The 15,811-nt window shown below is 69.9% G+C and carries 16 protein-coding genes; 9 read left to right on the top strand and 7 right to left on the bottom strand.

Translation table 11 applies throughout. The features are described 5' to 3' along the window. Positions 1 to 58 precede the first annotated feature (58 nt). Entirely contained in the window at positions 59 to 550 is a 492-nt protein-coding gene (locus H9I49_RS15160; RefSeq protein WP_188031172.1) for an Lrp/AsnC family transcriptional regulator, read from the bottom strand. 291 nt (positions 551 to 841) lie between these two features. Between H9I49_RS15160 and H9I49_RS15155 the strand changes: the two genes are divergently transcribed. From H9I49_RS15155 to H9I49_RS15145, 3 genes are all read left to right on the top strand, one after another. Continuing rightward, the gene (locus tag H9I49_RS15155) at positions 842 to 1,582 is read left to right on the top strand and encodes an SDR family NAD(P)-dependent oxidoreductase (RefSeq protein ID WP_188031171.1); all 741 of its coding nucleotides are present in this window, start codon (positions 842 to 844) and stop codon (positions 1,580 to 1,582) included. Between the two features lie 53 nt (positions 1,583 to 1,635). Then, positions 1,636 to 3,015: an NAD-dependent succinate-semialdehyde dehydrogenase gene (locus tag H9I49_RS15150; RefSeq protein WP_188031170.1), complete on the top strand. Its 1,380-nt coding sequence runs from the start codon at positions 1,636 to 1,638 to the stop codon at positions 3,013 to 3,015. Positions 3,016 to 3,122: 107 nt separating this feature from the next. Next, positions 3,123 to 3,485, top strand: a complete 363-nt coding sequence (locus H9I49_RS15145; RefSeq protein WP_188031169.1) for a cupin domain-containing protein — start codon at positions 3,123 to 3,125, stop codon at positions 3,483 to 3,485. 62 nt (positions 3,486 to 3,547) lie between these two features. On the opposite strand, the gene H9I49_RS15140 is transcribed toward H9I49_RS15145, so the two are convergent. Beyond that, complete coding sequence (locus H9I49_RS15140) at positions 3,548 to 3,943, bottom strand: J domain-containing protein (protein WP_188031168.1); 396 nt, start codon at positions 3,941 to 3,943, stop codon at positions 3,548 to 3,550. A gap of 263 nt (positions 3,944 to 4,206) precedes the next feature. After that, positions 4,207 to 4,866, bottom strand: coding sequence for a hypothetical protein (locus tag H9I49_RS15135; protein WP_223128691.1), 660 nt, complete (start codon positions 4,864 to 4,866; stop codon positions 4,207 to 4,209). 235 nt (positions 4,867 to 5,101) lie between these two features. On the opposite strand from H9I49_RS15135, the gene H9I49_RS15130 reads away from it, so the two are divergent. Together H9I49_RS15130 and H9I49_RS15125 are read left to right on the top strand one after the other, a co-directional pair. Then, positions 5,102 to 5,935, top strand: coding sequence for a glycoside hydrolase family 3 C-terminal domain-containing protein (locus tag H9I49_RS15130; RefSeq protein ID WP_370587586.1), 834 nt, complete (start codon positions 5,102 to 5,104; stop codon positions 5,933 to 5,935). Positions 5,936 to 5,985: 50 nt separating this feature from the next. Further along, on the top strand, positions 5,986 to 6,126 hold the full coding sequence (locus tag H9I49_RS15125; protein ID WP_188031165.1) for a hypothetical protein: 141 nt from the start codon (positions 5,986 to 5,988) through the stop codon (positions 6,124 to 6,126). A 181-nt stretch (positions 6,127 to 6,307) separates the two neighbouring features. Here the strand turns inward: H9I49_RS15125 and H9I49_RS15120 are convergent, their stop codons facing one another. Continuing rightward, positions 6,308 to 9,199 (bottom strand): S8 family serine peptidase, encoded by a 2,892-nt coding sequence (locus H9I49_RS15120; RefSeq protein ID WP_188031164.1) that lies wholly within the window; start codon positions 9,197 to 9,199, stop codon positions 6,308 to 6,310. A 221-nt stretch (positions 9,200 to 9,420) separates the two neighbouring features. Between H9I49_RS15120 and H9I49_RS15115 the strand changes: the two genes are divergently transcribed. The 4 genes from H9I49_RS15115 to H9I49_RS15100 all read left to right on the top strand — a co-directional run bounded on the left by H9I49_RS15115 (position 9,421) and on the right by H9I49_RS15100 (position 11,623). Further along, complete coding sequence (locus H9I49_RS15115) at positions 9,421 to 9,936, top strand: SRPBCC family protein (RefSeq protein WP_188031163.1); 516 nt, start codon at positions 9,421 to 9,423, stop codon at positions 9,934 to 9,936. Positions 9,937 to 10,297: 361 nt separating this feature from the next. Beyond that, positions 10,298 to 10,600 carry an NmrA family NAD(P)-binding protein gene (locus tag H9I49_RS15110; RefSeq protein ID WP_223128690.1) on the top strand — a complete coding sequence of 101 codons (303 nt, stop codon included), beginning with the start codon at positions 10,298 to 10,300 and terminating at the stop codon, positions 10,598 to 10,600. Positions 10,601 to 10,624: 24 nt separating this feature from the next. Then, positions 10,625 to 10,873 carry a hypothetical protein gene (locus H9I49_RS15105; protein ID WP_188031161.1) on the top strand — a complete coding sequence of 83 codons (249 nt, stop codon included), beginning with the start codon at positions 10,625 to 10,627 and terminating at the stop codon, positions 10,871 to 10,873. A gap of 18 nt (positions 10,874 to 10,891) precedes the next feature. After that, a complete protein-coding gene (locus tag H9I49_RS15100; protein ID WP_223128689.1) occupies positions 10,892 to 11,623 on the top strand; it encodes a CinA family protein in 732 nt (243 codons plus the stop codon). Positions 11,624 to 11,690: 67 nt separating this feature from the next. On the opposite strand, the gene H9I49_RS15095 is transcribed toward H9I49_RS15100, so the two are convergent. The 3 genes from H9I49_RS15095 to H9I49_RS15085 form a co-directional block, all read right to left on the bottom strand. After that, the gene (locus H9I49_RS15095) at positions 11,691 to 13,226 is read right to left on the bottom strand and encodes an amino acid permease (RefSeq protein ID WP_188031159.1); all 1,536 of its coding nucleotides are present in this window, start codon (positions 13,224 to 13,226) and stop codon (positions 11,691 to 11,693) included. 89 nt (positions 13,227 to 13,315) lie between these two features. After that, on the bottom strand, positions 13,316 to 14,725 hold the full coding sequence (locus H9I49_RS15090; protein WP_188031158.1) for an aspartate ammonia-lyase: 1,410 nt from the start codon (positions 14,723 to 14,725) through the stop codon (positions 13,316 to 13,318). A gap of 44 nt (positions 14,726 to 14,769) precedes the next feature. Beyond that, on the bottom strand, positions 14,770 to 15,789 hold the full coding sequence (locus H9I49_RS15085; protein WP_188031157.1) for an asparaginase: 1,020 nt from the start codon (positions 15,787 to 15,789) through the stop codon (positions 14,770 to 14,772). Between the last annotated feature and the right edge of the window lie 22 nt (positions 15,790 to 15,811).

Here is a 15,811-nt window from a genome sequence, read left to right as displayed (position 1 = left end):
CACAGCAGGCTGGGACGGCATTCCGACCCGGCCGGCGGCGTCGAGGCTCCGTTCGCGCTCAGTCCACGCCTTCGCTCGGCGCTTTCGGCAACAACCATGAGCGTCGTGGCGTCTCGTTGAGCACCAGGAAGGTGCGGATGCCCGCGATGCCTGCAACACGGCGCAGATCTTCTTGCAGGAAGGTCCGCAGGTGGTCCGCGTCGCGGAACCTGGTCAGCAGGACCATGTCGAACTCGCCCGCCAGATCCGCGGCGAACTCCACCTCGTCCATCTCCTCGAAGGTGGACGCGAAGTCCGACCATCGCCAGAACTTCTCCGTGCTCGCCCTCAGCAGCACGAGCGCGGCGAGGGAGAGGCCGACCCTGTAGGGATCGACGGACACCGTGAGGCTCCGGATCACACCCGCCTCACGGAGCTGGGCCAAGCGGGCGTAGGCGGTGCCCCGAGACACCCTCGCCGCCTTGCACAACGTCTCGATCGGAGCCCGCGCATCGGCCTGGAGAGCGCCTAGCAGGGCCAGGTCGATGTCGTCCACCGCAACCTTCGGCACGACGTCCTCCCTCGATGTCGAACGACCCCAACAACTGTATGACCGTATCGCGAGCCCGGTGGACGTTCCCGGCGCAAGCGCCGACTGAGAGCACGATCCGTTCAAGCAGGACGGGGTCTCAAGCGGAATCGTCCGGAAAGTGGCCGGCTGTCTGGATCGGCCGTCCACACAACAATAGTGTTCCCGCCGTGGTTCCTCCGGTTCGCAGCCTGCGCGGCCCTCAGGGACCGCGTCTTCCGAAGACACGCGACATAGCCGAGCTGGCCGCTACGCCAAGAAGTGGGAGAGACCATGCCTCTCAAGGACGCCCGAGTGGTGGTCACGGGCGCAACCAGTGGGATCGGGCAGGCCGTGTGCAGCTCGTTCAGGAGCGAAGGCGCGCGGCTGCTCCTCACCGGGCGGCGCCCCGGCATCGACAGTCTGGGTCCTGACGACGTCTACCTGGCGGGCGACCTCGACGACGACGCGTTCGTGGCGGACCTAGCGGCCGCCGCGAAGCAGGAGTTCGGCGCCGTCGATGCCTTGGTGATCGGGCACGGGCTGCAGCTGAGCGCGCCGCTTGTCGAGACGAGCCCGGCACAAGCGGAAGCCGTGCTGACCAGCAACCTGCTCAGTGCGTTCCTCGTCATGAAGCACTTCATCCCCCTGATGTCCACTGAGGACCCGGGCGGGTCGATCGTCTGCATCAGCTCGCGCCTGGGCATCGTCGGCATGGCCGGCCAGGTGTTGTACTCAGCCGCGAAGGGCGGACTCATCATGCTCGCCCGCGGAGCGGCCGTCGAACTGGCTGACCAGGGCATCCGCGTCAACGTGGTCGCACCGGGTCTGACCGCCACAGAGACCATCGAGTCCGCGTTCCGGCGACGCCCCGACCCGGAGGCCTACCGACGTAGTCGTGAGTCGACGATCCCGCTTCGTCGCCTCGCGACGCCCGAGGAGATTGCGGATGCCGTGCTCTTCCTCTCCTCAGACCGTTCCAGCTACATCACCGGCACGGTCCTGCCCGTCGACGGCGGCTACACCGCGTTCTGAGCCACGGACGAGCAGTAGCGCCGCGCAGATCACACGACCACTGGAGAAGCGACATGACCCAGACACCGCCGTACCAGGTCACCGACCCGGCCACCGGAGAGAAGGTGCAGACATTCGCCCACGCCGACGACGCCGAGGTCGAGGCGGCGCTGGCCGCCTCGACGGAAGCCTTCGAGGCCTGGCGAGCGCGGCCGATCGCTGACCGCGCCGCAATCGTGAAGCGGGTGGGCACGCTGTTCGCGGAGCGCGCTGCCGAGCTGGGCGCGCTGGTCACCCGGGAGATGGGCAAGCGGCCGGCCTCGGCGCGCGGCGAGGCCGCGTGGTGCGCCACGATCTTCGACTACTTCGCCGACCATGGCGCGGCGCTGCTGGCCGACCAGCCGCTGCCCGGGCACGACGGAGCCCGCATCGAGCACCTCCCGATCGGCCCGCTGCTGGGCGTCATGCCGTGGAACTACCCGTACTCCCAGGTCGCCCGGTTCGCGGCCCCGAACCTGCTGGCCGGCAACACGATCCTGATCAAGCACGCCGAGAACTGCCCCACCTCCGCGCTCGCCGTCGCCGACCTGATGAGGGAAGCCGGGGTCCCCGACGGGGTCTACATCAACCTCTTCGCGACCCACGAGCAGGTCGCCGCGATCATCGCCGACCCGCGGGTCCGGGGCGTCTCGCTGACCGGCTCCGAACGCGCCGGCGCTGCGGTCGCCGAGCAGGCCGGGCGCCACCTGAAGAAGGTCGTCCTCGAGCTGGGCGGCTCCGACCCCTACATCGTCCTCGACACCGACGACGTGACGGCCGCAGCCGAGCAGGCGTGGGCGACCCGGATGGCCAACGTCGGCCAGGCGTGCAACTCCAACAAGCGGATGATCGTCATGGACGACATCTACGACGACTTCGTGGCCGTCCTGGTCAAGCAGGCCTCGGCGATGACGCCGCGCCCGCCCGGTGACGACTCGGAGACCGCATACTCCCCGATGGTGTCGCGCCGGGCCGCCGAGGCGCTGCTCGCCCAGGTGGGCGACGCGGTCGCCAAGGGCGCCACACTGCACATCGGCGGCGAGCTCGTCTCCGAGCAGGGCGCCTACTTCGCGCCCGCGGTGCTCACCGACGTCACACCGCAGATGCGGGCCTACCACGAGGAGCTGTTCGGCCCGGTCGCCGTCGTCTACACGGTCAGCAGCGACGACGAGGCGGTCGCGGTGGCCAATGCCGTCCACTTCGGCCTCGGCGGCGCGGTCTGGAGCGGCGACGAGCAACGCGCCACCCGAGTCGCCGCGCAGCTCGAGGTCGGGATGGCGTCGGTCAACACCCCCGCCGCAGAGGGGCCCGACCTGCCCTTCGGCGGCACCAAGCGCTCCGGCTTCGGCCGCGAGCTCGGCCCACTCGGGATCCACGAGTTCGTCAACAAGCGCCTGTTCTACATCCAGCGATGACCTGCGCCGTCGTCACCACCACGAACTCGGCCGGCATCAGTCACGGCTTCCGCACGAACTCCTGACGAGCTTGCTCGTCGACACCGAGATCCCGAAGGGAAACACCCATGTCCTACGTGCACCAACCCGCCACCATCGTCACCGGCGCCCTCCAGCCCAAGGGTCAGCGTCCCGGCGCCGACAGTGGTGACCCCCAGATCTCCACCCTGGCGTTCGAGACTCCCGCCGACGTCCGGGTGGGGATCTGGGAGTGCGAGCCGGGTGGTTGGCCCGTCCTGCACCGTGCCGACACCGAGACCTGCTACATCCTCAGCGGCCGGGCCACGGTCACCGACGGCGAGACCGGTCACCGATACGAGATCTCCGCCGGCGACGTGGTCGTGCAGCCGCGGGGTTGGTCAGGTCGGTGGGACGTCACCGAGACCATCCGGAAGGTCTACAGCATCGGTGTGCCCGCCACCGACGGCTGACGGTGGCCGCACGCCCACGAGCTTCGAAGGGACAACCGCCGGCTGCCAGCGACTCCAGGCAGTCACGCAGGGTGGGTGCCCCGACGCGCTCGGGCCGAACGTAGGCGGACGACAGGGTCCCAGAGCACTGGACCCACCCGGATCCAAGGCTGCATCGGACGTTGCCAAGACGCCTGCCGATAACGGGCCCTGATGGTGCTGGCACTGCTCTCGGCCTCCGCGATGCTGCGGTCGTAGCCGGCTCGCCGTTGAGCGTCGCCGAGGACCGCGTACGCGTCAATGATCTGCCGGAGCGCCTCGCCGGGACCGCGTCCTTCGACGACGTCCTGACCGCCACTCGTGTCGGGGTGGTTGAGGCGCAGGAGGGAGCGGTATGCGTGCTTGATCTGTTCTGGGGTGGCTTCCCGGGTGAGCCCCAGCGCTGCATAGGGGTCGGGCGGTTCGACGGCCATGGTCATGGAGCCTCTGCTGATCGGCGGTGGCCCAGACCGCGACGCGGTGGTCACCGTCCTGGCGTGGAGGGACCCGGTCAGCGCGAACTCGTGCGCCGTCAAGGCGCGGGCGTCGCGCTGCGAGAGCGTCGGACGCGTTCACGCCGAACGCGCTGACCGGGAGCTCTCCGCACCTTCAGACGACCTCGCTCTCACCTCCATCGTGATCTCGTGATCGTCCGCGGACCCAACGGACCGCTGCACACGATCTATGGCGTTCGCTATAGATTTCATATACCACTCGTGGCATGCTGAGACAAGACCCGATCAGAGCCTGTGCCGATGAGAAGGGGCGAAACAGGATGGCTGCGCAGCGAACCGATCCCAGCGACGACGTTCCGGAGGCCGACTTCCTGGAACAGCAGATCCCGATCGATCCCACACCGGCGGCCGACGCCGGGCTGGCCCCGACCTCCGAAACCCCGGAGTCGCTCGACGACGCGGCTGATCACGTGGACCGGCTCGAACAGCGAGAAGTGGTCCTGGATGACGATGATGACGCCTATCCCCACCATGAGGCCGGGCAGCCAGGGTCCTGAGGACACTTCCACACCCACATCGTCGGCGACCTCACCCTCGCCTACGAAAGCGTGGACCTGCGCGCCGAGACCGACCTCACCATCACGATCTTCACCGCCGAACGCCAACTCGCCGACCGCCCAGGCCCTGGGTCTGCTCGCCGCCTGGGCCGCCACCGCGAACGACACGTCGAGCCACGCCGACGCCGGGCCTGAACCCGACCGCGCGCGCAGGCGAGTCATCCCAAGTGGACTCCAGAGAGCAAAGCCGATGGGCAGCAAGAGCAAGCTCAGGACAAGTACCCACGACTGTGCAAACGGTTCGATCGAGGACGCGGCCATCAGGCCAAGGAAGCCAAGCACGACCAGCACGGCACCCGGGGCGGCGTCGCGTCGTTGGCGTACTGGTCGAACCAGCACAGGTTCGGATCGCGGCTGAGGCTGCCGGTGTTTTCAGAGCTGCTCCGCTCCTAGCCACGTCGCTTCTGGGTCAGCTACAGGTGAGCGTCGGTCTGCGTGAGGCCCACGGGTCGTCGTCACGGCCGAGGCCCCCCGATGGCGCGCCGCCTGGCCATGGCGCGATCCTCACAGTCAGCCGAGATATCCGGTGCTCGAACCCGCGGCGCCGGACCCGGCCATGATCGCCGAAGCGGTGGACGCCGCACATCGGGCGGACTACGTCATCGCCGTCGTCGGCGACAACGTCTCGTTGATCGGGGAAGGTCGCTCCACCGCCACCCTGGAGCTCCTCGGCGGCCAGGTCGCGCTGTTGGAAGCCTTGGTAGAGACGGGAACTCCCGTGATCGTCGTGCTGCTCAACTCCAAGCCCGCCGTCCTCCCCCCGGCCGCCTTGAACGCCGCGGCACTCATCCAGGCCTTCAACCCCGGCATGCGCGGGGGACGGGCCGTCGCCGAGCTCGTCCTGGGCCGGATCGAACCGTCCGGCCGCCTGCCTGTGTCGTTCGCACGACACGTCGGCCAGCAGCCCGTCTACTACAACGTCGTGCGCGGCCAGCACGGCGACCGCTATGCCGACCTCCCGCAGGACCCCCTGTTCGCCTTCGGCGAAGGACTCAGCTACTCCACCGTCGAGTACACCGATCTCGCCGTGCACACCCCGGTGGTGGATCCGGACGGGACCATCTCCGCCCAGGTGACGTTGACCAACACCGGCGCCCGCCCGGCGCTGGAAACCGTTCAGGTGTACGTCAGCGATCTCGTCACGACGGTCACCTGGGTGGAGAAGGAGCTCAAGTCGTACAGGCAGGTCACCATCCAGCCGGGCGAGACCGTGACCGTCAAGCTGACGCTGCCGGCCGCCTCCTGCAGCGTGGTCACTGCCGACTCGCGCCGAGTCGTGGAGCCGGGCGAATTCGCCCTCCTTGTCGGCCCGAGCTCTCGCGAGGCCGACCTCCTGAGCGCCGGCTTCCGGATCGCGTGACGGCTCAGGGGCCACTGCTCCACCTGACCCAGCCGACCACGATGCTGTGGGTGTCCTTGATGTTCCGCGTCCCGATCACGTGGCCCGGGCTTGCCGGACTGGCGATCAGCGGCGGCGGTGTCTGGCTGGTGCTGCACTCCCAGGCGCTCGCGCTGCGCACGGCTGATGCGTCCGTGCCGATGCGTACCTGACTGGCAGGTCGTTGATGTGGTTCGCACGGGCGGGTCCGCTCGGCTCCGGGCAGGAGTCCGGCGATCTGCACCGACGCGAGGGGCCGGCCTGCCGCCCAACCGGGCACCACGGCATACCGCCGAAGGCCCCCACCCGATTGCGGGTGGGGGCCTTCGCCGCGTCGTGAAGACGCGGTGTGGGTCAGCCGACCGACAGGTACGTCAGGTCGTCGGCGCCGCTGTAGGAGATGACTCCGAACCAGCGCATGGCCGGGTCGAGGCCGCTCCACGACGCCGTCAGTGTCGTCGGCACGCCGGTGGTCGCTGCGAACGGGTTCGGCGCGACCGACGCGTTGCCGGCGCTCGCCGTCGGGACGACGAAGTTGCTGATCGCGTAGCTCGTCGAACCCCCCGGTGTGGCGAAACCGTTGACGTAGACGTCGTAGGTGCCGGCGGTCGGGTTGGCCAGGGTGACCTCCTCGTCGGCAGAGCCCGAGGCCGAGAGGCCGACGAGCGTGCCGCCGCGGTAGACGTACAGGTCCAGGTCGGCCGTGTCGTCGGACGAGTCCTCGGAGAACCGGGCCGCCTTGGTGCCGTCCGGAACCGTCACGTGGTAGACCTTCGTCCCCGCGTCGGCGGCCGGGTGTGCGCTGTCGAACGGGCCCGTGGCGACCGAGTCGGCCTGGGGGGTGACCCCGACGAGGCCGCTCACGGCGACCGCGACCGAGCCCGTCGATCCGGGCGTCACCGAGAACTCCTCGGAGCCCGAGGCGCTCGCGTCAGCGTGGACCTCGACCGGAGCGCTCAGGGCGACCGGCTCGACGGCGACCGGGATGCGCACGGTGTGCGCGCCGGACGACCAGGTGAGCGAACCCGTGGCCCACGTGCCGAGCGGTGCCGTGGAGCGGGTGAACCTCACCGTGAACGACGCCTCGGCACCCGGGGCGAGCGTCAGCGTTGACGGCGCCACGACGGTGGTGAAGCCGGGGACGTTCGCCGAGGCGGAGTACGTCTCGCTGCTGTCGCCGACGTTCTTCACGTGACGCGTGACCGTCTCCACGCCGGCCAGACGACCGACACCGATCGACGCCTGGTTGAGGTTGGAGGCCGAGACCGGCGTGAGCGTGTCGTTCGGCGGCGCGAAGTGCACGCCGAGGCTGACGAGGTACTGCCGGTACTCGGTGGCCGTCGTCGGGTAGACCAGGCCGGGGTCGATCGCCGAGTTCGGGTTGACGAAGCCGGCGCCCTGGGCGAACGGGTCGTTGGCCGAGGAGACCGTCGGGCGAGCCGTCGTCATGAGGGCCGACTTGATCTCGGACGGCAGCCAGTTCGGGTGAGCGTCCTTCATGAGCAGGCCGATCCCGGCGATGTGAGGCGACGACATCGACGTGCCGGAGTAGAAGTCCCAGCTACGGCCGTGGTTGGTCGGCGGAGCGACGGCCGCGACGACGTCATTGCCCGGGGCGGCGATGTCGGGCTTGAGGATGTCACCAGCCGTCGTCGTCGACGGACCACGCGACGAGAAGTCGGTGATCTCGGGCGTCTGCGGAGCCGCAGCGAGCTCGGCCGGCGTCAGCGGGACGATCTTGGCCGTGGCGCCGGGGTTGTCGGCGTAGGCGGTGACCGCTGCTCCGTCGACGTCGTCGAGGTGCACCGCCGGGATCGGGTGGTAGTCGCCGTTGAGCGAGTTGGGCGACGTGTTGACCAGGACCATGCCAACGCCGCCGGCCCGCTTGACCTCGAACGACTTGTCGATGCGTGCGTTGACGCCGCGGTTGCAGACGACGACCTTGCCGGCCACCTTGGCCGGGTCGAGCGTGCCGGCGAAGCAGAGCGCGACGTCGGCTGCCGGAGCCCCGGCGAGGCCGGCGGCGGAGGCGTTCACGAGGGACGTCGGCGTCGGAAGTGGGCCGGTCGTCGAGGCGCCGACGTAGCGGGCTCCGTTGCCGAGCTCGACAGCCTGGAAGGCGCGACGGTAGGTTGCGGCGGCAACCGTGGTCACCCAGGGGGCCGGGTGGTCGAGCGTGCTTGCGCCGGGGCCGCTGTTGCCGGCGGAGTTGGCGACGAAGACTCCGGCGTTGGACGCTCCGCGGAAGGCCTGCGCGACCGGGTCGAGCACCGAGGACTCGGAGCTGCCGCCGATCGAGTAGTTCATGACGTCGACGCCGTCGAGGACCGCATCGTTGATCGCCGCGACGCTGTCGGAGTTGTAGCAACCGGCGGCGACGCCGGGCTCACCCTCCCAGCAGACCTTGTACGCGGCGATGCTCGCGCCCGGTGCCATGCCCGAGGCGGTGCCGATGGAGTTGCCGTCGATCGTCACCTTGACCCCACCGTTGCCGGCAGCCGTCGATGCCGTGTGGGAGCCGTGGCCCGAGCCGTCGCGGGGCGAGAGGAACTCCTCCTTGGCGATGCTCTTCTTGCCGAACCCTGCGACGTAGTAGCGGGCGCCGACGAGCTTGTTGTTGCACAGCGAGACCTGGAAGTTCTCGCCGGCCACGCACGTTCCGTGCCAGTTCGCCGGTCGCGGCGTGATCTTCGCCCCTGAGAAGGAAGGGTTCTCCGGCCAGATGCCGCTGTCGATGACGCCGATCACGAGGCCCGCGCCGGCCTTGGCCTGGCCCCCGAGCTGGCTCCAGAAGCCACCAGCGGCGCTGAGGCCAAGGTATTCGGGAGAGACGGTCGTGGTCGGCTGTGAGAGCGCATCCTTCGTCAGGGTGAGCACACCCGCCTGCTTGGCGAGGGCCGACGCCTGCTGCGCGGTGAGGTCGGCGGCGACACCGTTGTTGGTGACCGTGTAGTCGTAGATCTTGCTGGCGCCGACCCTGGCAAGGGCCGCGTCGTGCTTGGACGTGAGGTGTGCCTTCCACGACCGCACGGCCGCGTTGCCGGGATCCAGCTTCTTTCCTCGCGCGGGCCTCGTGGCCGCGAAGCCCGGCTCGTAGCCGTCGTACGACGCGACGGGGTCGTCGACGAACGTGACGATGTAGCGCCCCGCGCCGTTTGCGGCGGTCTCCGTTGGGGCGGCGATTGCCGCAACACCGGTTGTCGCGAGCGGGGCTGCGGCCAATGCCGCGGTGGCCACGACGGACACGGCACCCAGCCGCCTTGCCCTGACTCGGCCTGTAGAACTGATTCTCATCACAGCCACCTAAGGGAGGTCGTGGAGCCCGATCGGGCATCCATCGCGATTCTCACCTGAAGACCCACGGCTGTCAGCACTTCGGACGTGAAAATTTGTGCTCTTTGAGCACCTCGTGCACCCAGCGCATCTGGCTGCTGGAGCCGGATGGGCTCCCGGCACCGCCTCGGGTTGTGCAGTCGACGGTCTTGACGTCGGTGCCGCACCACGCGATGGTGACGCTCGTGGGCATCGTCGAGTTCGAGGTGGTACGCCAGATCCGTGGACCGATCGAGCAGGTCTTCGCTCGCCTGGCCGACATCGAAGGACACAACGACTGGATGCCGGGCAAGGGCAGCATCCTGCGGGGCACCCGACAGACGTCACCCGGAGAGCCGACCCTCGGCACGACCTACCTCGACCAGACCTCCTTCGGTCCGACGCCCGGCGAAGTCGTCGAGTTCGATCGGCCTCACCGGCTGGTGTATCACTGGTGGGACAGCTCCAAGGCGGGCAAGGTCAAGGTCGAGGGCTGGCCCGGCTACCGGCTCGAGGTCACGGACGACGACACCACGCTCGTGCGCCACCAGGCGAGCTTGCACACCCACGGGCTCTACCGGGTCGTGACTCCGCTGCTGCGCTGGATCGCCGTGAGAGAACGCACGGCCACGATGGACGCACTGGCGGCGTCCTTCGAGGGGCGCGCCTGAGGCGCTCGGCCCGGGACGGCGTCGCCTCGTCACGGATCCCAGGGGAAGGTCCGGGAGACGACGCCGCCGGCAACCACCTACCCACCACGGGGACTTTGCGGTCGCGCGCCCCCAAGCATTGCCTCGACCGATCAGGTGAGTAGCGCGTCGTCGGCGGGTACGGTGCCGTCGGCGTCCTGGTCGCCGGGCATCTCGTGGAGGGGGTCTCCGCTGGCCAGGACGTCGCGGGGGGAGTACGAGAAGGGCCGTGCCCAGTGTGACCGACTGCCAGCGACGGGTGAACTCCTCATCCTCTTGGGCTGGTCCTGTCAGACTGCGTCATGACCTTTCCCACGGATGGGGCCCGGCTGCGGTGGTGGCCGTGGTCGGCGCGACCGGGCGGCAGGGTTCGGCCGTGGCCCGCCACCTGCTCGAGGACGGCTGGCACGTGCGCGCGCTCAGTCGGGACCCGTCCAGCGATGCGTCGCGGGCGCTTCGTGAGCGAGGGGCAGAGCTCCACCGGGTGGACGCCGAGGACGTCCAGTCCCTGCGGCAGGCGTTCGACGGCGCCTACGGAGTCTTCAACGTGCAGAACCCGATGACGAGCAGCCTGGAGGCGGAGGTCCGGCAGGGACGCAACGTCGCGGACGCGGCCGCGGGCGCCGGCGTGCAGCATGTGGTGTAAGGCGCGGCCGGGATCAACGGGCAGGTGACGGGCGTCGGTTCGTGGGACTCCAAGCTCGCCGTCGCCGGCCACCGACCTCGCAGCTTTCCCATGCCGGTCAGGCTCTTCGAGCGCATCGCCGGCAAGGACCTGACGACCACGTGGCGATGGCTCCGGACGGCACAGCTCGACATCTCCACCCGCACGCTCCACCGGATCCTGTCGCTGAGGTTGTGCCGCACGTGTTTGTCGCGGCCACAGATGGGGCACGGGAGGACTGACCAGACGTTCTGAGCGGGAGGTTCGATGGGGATGTCCGATCAACTGGCACAGGAGGTCGCCGAGCTGGCCCTGCAGCGCGGCCTGCGGGTGGCGGTTGCCGAGTCACTGACGGGCGGTGAGATCTCCGGACGACTGGCGGCGGCCTCCGACTCCAGTGACTGGTTTCTCGGAGGAGTTGTCGCCTACGCCGAGGAGGTGAAGTACGAGGTCCTGGGCGTGGATCGCGGTCCGGTCGTGACCGAGGACTGCGCACGGCAGATGGCTCAGGGGGTCGCCGGCCTGCTGCACGCAGACGTCGCGATCGCAGTCACGGGCGTGGGCGGTCCGAACCCGCAGGAGGGGCAGCCTCCGGGGACGGTCTGGCTGGCCACAGCGCGCGGAACCTCAGTGCTTGCCCAGCGCCATGATCTGACCGGTGAACCGGCAAGCATCGTCGAACAGACCACGGAGCTGGCGCTACGGGCCCTCGTGGCGAGCTGTCGGGAAGCGCCTCAGGAAGCGGATGTTGCCGGGGCGGAGGCGCGCCCGTCTTCTCGAAGTGACCGAGCAGAGCCCGCCGAGGCAGCGATGGAGACCATCAGCTTCCCGTGTCCGACGGAGGGCTGCCCCGGCACCGTGACGGCAACAGCCGAGCCTGTCATGGCTGGCCAGGAGTGGGCTGTCCGCCACGTGGATGGCACTCCGGACGTGCGTTGCTCCGAGAACTGCACGTCGCCGACGGATCTGGAGGAGCGCGTCAGGGCGGCACTGCAGGCCGGCTGACGCGCTGCCTCCCCGCACCCGGACGACGCACTCGGCCACCCGTGTGACGGGTGACCGAGTGGACGGGTCAGGCGTCCCCGACGGCCGCGGTGGTGGCCACCGGCTGCCGGCTGGCGTGCTCCGGGTGGGTCTCGCCTGCGGCTATGCGCCGGATGCGGTCACGCGCAACGAACCAACCCCCCGCGAGCAGCGGGATGATGACGGCGAGTGAGGCGACGGTCCACGTGCCCACGGGGCGGTCGAACGCCATGAGCACGATCACCGCGGCCAGGAAGCCGAGCGTGAGCCAGCCGGTGACCGGGGAACCGAAGAGCCGGAACGACGGTCGCTCGAGCCGACCCGCGCGTGCCCAGGCGACGAGCCGCATCTGGCACAGCACGATCATGCCCCAGGCCGCGACGATGCCGAGGGCGGCGACGTTGAGCACGATCTCGAAGGCCTGTGCCGGCACGAGCGCGTTGAGCAACACGCCCACGAGAGCGACCGCGGCCGTGATGACGATCCCGCCGTACGGCACGCCGCCGCGGCTCATCCGGGCCGCGAACTGCGGCGCCGAGCCCGAGAACGCCATGGAGCGCAGGATGCGGCCGGTCGAGTAGAGGCCGGCGTTGAGCGAGGACAGTGCCGCCGTGAGCACGACGAGGTTCATCGCCGTGTCGACGCCGTCGACGCCGATCGAGCCGAAGAACGTGACGAACGGGCTCTCCCCGGCCTTGTATGCCGTGTACGGCAGCAGGAGCGAGAGCAGCACGACCGACCCGACGTAGAACACGATGATGCGCACGATGACGGTGTTGATCGCCTTCGGGATGACGACGCGGGCGTTCTCCGCCTCCCCGGCGGCCGTGCCGATGAGCTCGATGGACGCATACGCGAAGACCACGCCCTGCACGACGACGACCGCAGGGAGTGCGCCGTTCGGGAAGATGCCGCCGTTGGCGCTGAGCAGGCCGACGCCGGGGTCGTGCCCGGCGACCGGCGTGCCGAAGAAGAGGAACCAGAGCCCGACGCCGAGGAACAGGACGAGGGCAGCCACCTTGACGAGGGCGAACCAGAACTCGAGCTCGCCGAACACCTTGACGCTGACGAGGTTCAGGCACAGCACGAGGACCAGCGCGCCGAGGGCGAATGCCCACTGGGGCACGCTCGCGATGGGCGCCCAGTAGCGAGCGAAGAAGTTCATGTAGAGGGCGACGGCCGTGACGTCGACGACCGCGGTGGTGGCCCACACGAGCCAGTACATCCACCCGGTGACGAACGCGGCCTTCTCCCCGTAGAACTCACGGGCGTATGACACGAACGACCCCGACGAGGGCCGGTGCAGCACGAGCTCACCGAGCGCCCTCAGGATGAGGAAGGCGAAGAAGCCGCACACGGCATACGTCAGGGCGAGGGACGGGCCGGCGCTCTCCAGACGCCCGCCGGCGCCGAGGAACAGGCCCGTGCCGATCGCCCCACCGATGGCGATCATCCGGATCTGCCGAGGCTTGAGCGACTTGTGGTAACCGCTCTGCTCGAGGTCGATGGTGGTGTCGCCACCGGCGGGCCGGTCGGCTGTGGAGGTTGGTGGGTCGTCGGCCGTCCGGGTCGTTCTTCCAGGCATGCTCATCGTTGGGCGCCTTTCTGTGACAGGTGAATCGGAAGGATGCGCGACCGGGAGGCCGACGCGATGGCTGGTGGCTCTGCAGCGGGTCAGGCGGGCTGCGGTCGTGGGTCGGGCAGGTTCGCCAGCCGCTCCGGGCGGATCAGCTCGGCGAGCTCGGTGGCGGACAGCAGTCCCCGCTCGAGCACGAGCTCGGCGACGCCCCGGCCGCTGAGCAGCGCCTCGGTGGCCACCGACGTGGCGGCCGCGTAGCCGATGTGCGGGTTGAGCGCCGTGACCAGGCCGATCGACTGCTCCACGGAGGCGCGGAGCCGGTCGGCGTTGACCGTGATGCCGTCGACGCATCGGTCGGCGAGGATGCGGCACGCGTTGCCGAGGTGGGTGACGCTGCGGTTCAGGCTGTGCACGATGACCGGCTCGAAGGCGTTGAGCTGCAGCTGGCCCCCCTCGGCGGCGAGGGTCACGGTGACGTCGTTGCCGATGACCTCGTAGGCGACCTGGTTGACGACCTCCGGGATCACGGGGTTGACCTTCCCGGGCATGATCGACGAGCCCGACTGCACCGCAGGCAGATTCAGCTCGCCGAGTCCGCTGCGCGGCCCCGACGACAGCAGGCGCAGGTCGTTGCAGATCTTCGAGAGCTTGACGGCGACGCGCTTGAGCACCCCGGACAGGTGGACGAAGGCGCCCACATCGGCGGTGGCCTCGATGAGGTCGGGGCTCGTGGTCAGGGGCAGCCGGGTGACCTCGGCGAGATGACGGCGAACCGCCTCCGTGTAGCCGGCGGGAGCGTTGAGCCCTGTGCCGATCGCGGTGGCGCCGAGGTTGATCTCGTGGAGCAGAGTGCCCGCCTCGGCGAGCCGGTCGCGGTCCTCGGCCAGCGTCACGGCATACGCGGCGAACTCCTGCCCGACGGTCATCGGCACGGCGTCCTGCAGCTGGGTGCGGCCCATCTTGACGACGTCGTGGAACTCGCCGGCCTTGCGCCGGAAGGCGTCGACGAGGTGGTCGACCGAGCCCAGCAGGTCGGCGAGCGCCCAGATCGTCGCGATGTTCGCGGCCGTGGGGTAGACGTCGTTCGTCGACTGGCTCAGGTTCACGTGGTCGTTCGGATGGAGCACGGTGTAGTCGCCGCGAGCCGCACCGAGCAGCTCCAGGGCCCGGTTTGCGACCACCTCGTTGGCGTTCATGTTCGTCGAGGTGCCGGCGCCACCCTGGATGGCGTCGACGACGAACTGGTCGGTGTGCTGACCGTCGAGGATCTCGAGGCAGGCGGCCTCGATGGCGCCGCAGCGCCGTTCGTCGAGCAGGCCGAGGTCACGGTTGGCGCGCGCCGCGGCGAGCTTGACGGCGGCGAGTGCACGCACGAGGTGGGCGTTGCCGGCGATCGTCTCCCCGGTGATGGGGAAGTTCTCGACGGCGCGCAGGGTGTGCACCCCCCAGTAGGCGTCGTCGGGGACCTCGCGGTCTCCCAGCAGGTCGTGTTCGGTACGGGGCACGGGCGTCCTCCTGTAGGAGTGGTGGGACTGCGGGTTTGGCTGGGTCAGAAGGGAACTGCGGTGAGCCGGGCGGCGACGTCGGTGCCGAGGCTCGCAGGGCCCACGGAGAGGGAGGCCAGCGCGGAGACGACGGCGTCGTGACCTCCCGCAGCCGCCAGCGCGGCCACGGCGACCGGCATCCGTGCGCGGTCCGCGCCGTCCGCGATCTTGACCGCGACGCCGGTGCCGTCGGGTAGGCCGAGCAGCTGGACGCCCTCGGCGCCGTCCTTGGCGACGAGCCCGGGCACGGCCGCCATCGACTCGGTGACGTCGCGCCCGGCGCCGCCGACGAGGTGCGGGTGGGCCCGCATCGCGGAGGCGACGCGTCCCTCCGCGGTCGTGGGGTCTGCGACGGCGAGCCGGCCGTACGCCCGCGCGAGGGCCGGCAGCCGCACCCCGAGAACCGGCATGCCGCAGCCGTCGATCGCGACTGGTCCCACGGGCTCTGCGGCGAGCTCGGCGAGCGTGTCGCGGATGACCGTCTGGACCGGGTGGTCGGCGTGGAGGTACGTCGCGGTCGGCCATCCGGCGACGACGCACGCCGCGAGGACGAGCGCGTGGTTGCCCGAGCAGTTCTGCACCAGCCGGCCGCGCCCACCCCCCGCGGCGAGGAGGGCTTCGCGCTCCGGGGCGCCGTACGGCAGGTCGGCGGTGTTGCGGAGGTCGCGCTCATCGAGTCCGTGGGCGCCGAGGATGCGGCGCGCCGCGTCGACGTGCTCGGGCCCGCCGGAGTGGCTGGCGGCGGCGACCGCCAGCAGCTGCTCGTCGATCTCGACCCCGAGCCGCAGCGCGGCGACGGCCTGCAGGGGCTTGAGGGCCGAACGGGGGTAGACGGGGGAGCTGCCGTCGCCCGCGACGAGGACGGCCCGGCCGTCCGCGTCCGTCACGGCGACGGACCCGTGGTGCACCGACTCGACGAGTGGGCCCCTGCTCAGCACGGCTACCGGGACGTGGGCGGGCAGGGATGCCGTCGGGTCGTGCCACTCCTGCTGTTTGGCTGTAAGGCTGTAAGACAGGTTGGCCATGCCGGAACCATAGGGAAGGTGC

This window comes from Terrabacter sp. MAHUQ-38, assembly GCF_014518425.1.
In the GTDB taxonomy this organism is placed as follows: Bacteria; Actinomycetota; Actinomycetes; order Actinomycetales; family Dermatophilaceae; genus Terrabacter.
Note: the sequence above shows the minus strand (reverse complement) of the source record. Positions and strands in the feature narration are given on the sequence as shown.

What these genes read in the sequence shown, in the direction of transcription:
- H9I49_RS15155 (WP_188031171.1), top strand. Translation starts at nt 842, where the DNA reads ATGCCTCTCAAGGACGCCCGAGTGGTGGTCACGGGCGCAACCAGTGGG.
- H9I49_RS15150 (WP_188031170.1), top strand. Translation starts at nt 1,636, where the DNA reads ATGACCCAGACACCGCCGTACCAGGTCACCGACCCGGCCACCGGAGAG.
- H9I49_RS15145 (WP_188031169.1), top strand. Translation starts at nt 3,123, where the DNA reads ATGTCCTACGTGCACCAACCCGCCACCATCGTCACCGGCGCCCTCCAG.
- H9I49_RS15140 (WP_188031168.1), bottom strand. Translation starts at nt 3,943, where the DNA reads ATGACCATGGCCGTCGAACCGCCCGACCCCTATGCAGCGCTGGGGCTC.
- H9I49_RS15100 (WP_223128689.1), top strand. Translation starts at nt 10,892, where the DNA reads ATGTCCGATCAACTGGCACAGGAGGTCGCCGAGCTGGCCCTGCAGCGC.
- H9I49_RS15095 (WP_188031159.1), bottom strand. Translation starts at nt 13,226, where the DNA reads ATGCCTGGAAGAACGACCCGGACGGCCGACGACCCACCAACCTCCACA.
- H9I49_RS15085 (WP_188031157.1), bottom strand. Translation starts at nt 15,789, where the DNA reads ATGGCCAACCTGTCTTACAGCCTTACAGCCAAACAGCAGGAGTGGCAC.